We start from the raw sequence: 3,603 nt of genomic DNA on the forward strand, positions 1-3,603 counted from the left end.
TCTTCGCCCTCTTCGTCGACCAGGCCGTCGACGACCTCGTCGATTTGGGCGTGACCGTCGCGCACGCGCTGCACATAGGCCAAAATTTCGTTGACCGTGGTGGGGCACGCAGCAATGGCCATGACCATATGCTTAAGACCGTCTTCGATGCGCTTGGCGATTTCGATTTCGCCCTCGCGGGTAAGCAGCTCGACCGTACCCATTTCGCGCATATACATGCGAACCGGGTCAGTGGTGCGTCCGAAGTCGGAGTCAACGGTGGTTAGTGCAGCCTCGGCCTCATCTTCGACGTCGTCATCGTTGGAGGCAACGGGGGCGTTGTCATTCAGAAGCAGCGACTCGGCGTCAGGTGCTTGGTCGTAGACCGAGATGCCCATGTCACTGAATGTGCTGATAATGCCGTCAATCGCTTCGGCGTCGACCAGGTCGTCGGGCAGGTGGTCGTTGATTTCACCGTAGGTAAGATAACCACGCTCTTTGCCCAGCTTGATCAGCACCTTAAGGCGATTACGACGGGCCTCTTGCTCTTCGGGTGTCATCTGGCTGCGGGCAGGCACGTCTTTGTCGCCTTTGCCGCGCTTGCCACGTTTGGCCACCGGTTTGAAATCAGGGATCACCTCGGCTTCGTTGTCGAGGTCGTCATCGGTGAAGTTGGCTGCGTCGTTGTTGGCCGATTTAGCCGGACGGCCCGGGCGGCGACCGGTCGAAGCGGGGCGCCCCGGCTTGGCCGCTTTTTTGGCAGCGGTCTTGCTTGCGGTTTTAGTGGCAGTGGTTGCCGCCGTCTTGGCAGCAGTTTTCTTGACCGCCGTTTTTTTAGCGGCAGCCGTTTTTACCGCCGCTTTCTTTACTGCGGCTGTTTTGGCAGGTGCCTTCTTGGCCGCCACCTTGGCATCTGCAGCCGAATCAGCCGCAACCTTTACCGAGGTTTTGGCGGCGCTTTTTGTTGCAGCAGCCGTTCGGGTTTTTGCAGCTTCCTGCTCTGCTACCAACGGGGTCTTACCAGTGGCTTGGGTCATAGTCGCTTCCGTAAGTGCAAATGTGCGCGGGGCTCCGCGCCCGCATTGCATGGCAAAACTACTCTCGCAACGCAACAGTTCAACCGCAAAAGCCCGACTTTTTGCTTGGCGCCCAATAATGAAGAATCCTTGTCTGGTATGAGTGCAAGGCAATGGGGGCAACCAGCTAAAAAACCACACTTTTGCGCAATGATCTGGCGATCGATGCGAAACTCTTTATTTTACAACACTCAGTGCCTGGAAGCACTGTTTAGCAGGGCCAGCCTGCGCGTCAATTTCTGATACCGCAGGCGTGAGGCTTCATCGCGAAGCCCGCCCGCAATCAATTCAGACTGCTCGGCCTTGATGGCATCGAGTTCAATGCGATGCATCGCATCGTTCCACTCGGTCCAGGGGTCGGGCAGATCGTCCTGTTCGAGCAGTTCTTTACTTAGACTACTTAGCACCTGCGCCAGTTCCTCGGCCGGGTCGGCAGCCTGCAGCAACGCGCCCACATGGCGAGCGCCGCTGGTGTGCGCCAGCGCAATCACGTCTCGTACCAGTACCAAATGGGGGCTATGTTCGAGAATTTCAAGCTGCTGGTCACCCAAGCGGTCAACCAGCTCGGGGTGGGCAAGCAGCAGGCGCAACAGGCGCTTGGCGATGGGCGTTACCGCCCGCGACTTTTGAGCGCGCGTTGAACGGCTCGCAGCGGGAACCGGGTCATGATCAAGCGGCCCGCTCCAGGGCTCGTCAGGCGCAAAACCAGCCGGAATATCATCCATGAACCCCGGCGGCTCGGAATGTGTCGAAACAACCGGCATCGCGCCACTGGGCGGCGCAACGGGCACATCGGGCACGGCCTGCAGCATGCTTGCAAGCTCTTCCGGTGTCAGTCGCACCAGCTTTGCAAACTCACGCTCGATCTGCATGCGCAGTGTGCCGGGGGGAATCATGGACAACAAGGGCTTGGCTTCATGCACACAGGCAGCACGTCCTTCGGCTTCGTCCATGGCATGATGCGAGGCAAGTTCGTCAAGCATGAAGCGCGACAAGGGGTCGGCTTCTGCCAGCGCAGCACGAAATGCTTCGGCCCCAAACTCGCGCACGTAAGAGTCGGGGTCGTGCTCTTGCGGCAAAAACAAAAAACGTATCGAGGCGTCGTCGCGCAAGAGCGGCAAGCATACTTGCAAGGCGCGCCAGGCGGCTCGGCGTCCGGCCTTGTCGCCGTCAAAGCTGAACACCACCTTGTTGCTCAATCGAAGCAGCTTTTGCACGTGCTCGGGTGTGGTGGCCGTGCCCAACGTTGCAACGGCGTTCTCAACGCCTTGCTGGGCCAGGCCCACGACGTCCATATAGCCTTCAACTACGAGCACACACGCCTCGGCGCGAACCGCCGCACGCGCCTCCCACAAGCCGTAAAGCTCGCGCCCCTTCGAGAACAAGGTGGTCTCGGGGGAGTTGAGGTACTTGGGTTCGCCAGGGGCGATCAGGCGTCCGCCAAAACCAATGATGTTTCCGCGCGTATTGCGTATGGGAAACATGATTCGCTCACGGAAGCGGTCGTAGCGACGACCGTCGTCGGCCTCGATGACCAGACCGGATTCCACCAGCAAAGGGTCTTCGTAGTTGGAGAACACCGCCGCCAAGCCACGACGATCGCTGCCCGTCCATCCCAGACCAAAACGTGCTGCGATTTGTCCGCTAAGACCGCGTTTCTTCAGGTACGAAACCGCAGCCGGCGAACCTTTAAGGCTGCTTTGATAATGCGCATGCGCCGCATCCAGAATTCGCTGGTGCTGCGAGACTTCTTCTTTACGGCGTTGAGAGGCCGCCCGCTGAGCCGGGCTGCGCGACTCTTCGGGCACCACCATGCCGACCGAGCCGGCAAGGCTGCGAACCGCCTCGGGAAAACTGGCCCCGGTGTGTTCGATGAGGAAGGAAATGGCACTGCCATGCGCGCCGCAACCAAAGCAGTGATAAAACTGCTTGGTAGGACTGACAGTAAAAGACGGGCTTTTTTCGTTGTGAAACGGACATAGGCCAAGCAGGTTGGCCCCACCCTTGCGCAACTGCACATAGCGCCCGACGACGTCGACTACATCAACCCGGGCAAGAAGCTCTTGAACAAAGGACTCTGGTATCAATACAGGCGCGGGGGCAGCTGTTGACTACGGATACGCTTGTAATGACGCTTGACCGCAGCAGCGTGCTTGCGCTTGCGCTCGGCGGTGGGCTTCTCGTAGAACTCGCGCGAACGCAGCTCGGTCAAAAGGCCGTTTTTTTCAATGGTGCGCTTAAAGCGGCGCAGCGCAGCTTCAAAAGGCTCGTTTTCTTTAAGACGAACAGTAGGCATGTATCGATAAGCCTCGTAAAAAGGGGTGGCAAAATGCGTAAAGCATTAAATTCTACCACGAAACCCGATGTTTCACGAGCCCAAGCCACTTAAGGGCGCTTAGCGCATTAAACTACTGCGAATTACGCTTGCCTTTGCGCATCCAGGCTTCAAGTTGGTGGGGACGCAAGCTGTCGTAGTCTTCGAAGGGCTGGTGAATCCAGGGGTTGGTGGGAAGCTTCTCGACGTAGTAGTCGGGCGTAGCCCGGGCAT

General features: G+C 58.5%; 3 protein-coding genes and 1 pseudogene. All 4 read right to left on the bottom strand.

The genetic code is table 11. The annotated features are described in order from the left end of the window. Positions 1 to 1,016, bottom strand: a 1,016-nt coding sequence (locus VL003_RS05480; RefSeq protein WP_325440375.1) for an RNA polymerase sigma factor region1.1 domain-containing protein, incomplete at its 3' end; no start/stop codon positions are given. 230 nt (positions 1,017 to 1,246) lie between these two features. Next, positions 1,247 to 3,142, bottom strand: a complete 1,896-nt coding sequence (gene dnaG, locus VL003_RS05485) for a DNA primase (protein WP_325440377.1) — start codon at positions 3,140 to 3,142, stop codon at positions 1,247 to 1,249. Next, a complete protein-coding gene (gene rpsU, locus VL003_RS05490; protein WP_093971288.1) occupies positions 3,139 to 3,351 on the bottom strand; it encodes a 30S ribosomal protein S21 in 213 nt (70 codons plus the stop codon). Before rpsU ends, dnaG begins: the two co-directional genes overlap by 4 nt. Before the next feature lie 112 nt (positions 3,352 to 3,463). Beyond that, positions 3,464 to 3,603: pseudogene (locus VL003_RS05495) on the bottom strand (phosphoribosyltransferase); the annotation flags it as partial.

It is taken from the genome of Pusillimonas sp. (assembly GCF_035515275.1).
Taxonomy (GTDB): Bacteria; Pseudomonadota; Gammaproteobacteria; order Burkholderiales; family Burkholderiaceae_B; genus Pusillimonas.

Excerpts from the sequence above, each read along its gene's own strand:
- rpsU (WP_093971288.1), bottom strand. The coding sequence starts at position 3,351 with ATGCCTACTGTTCGTCTTAAAGAAAACGAGCCTTTTGAAGCTGCGCTG.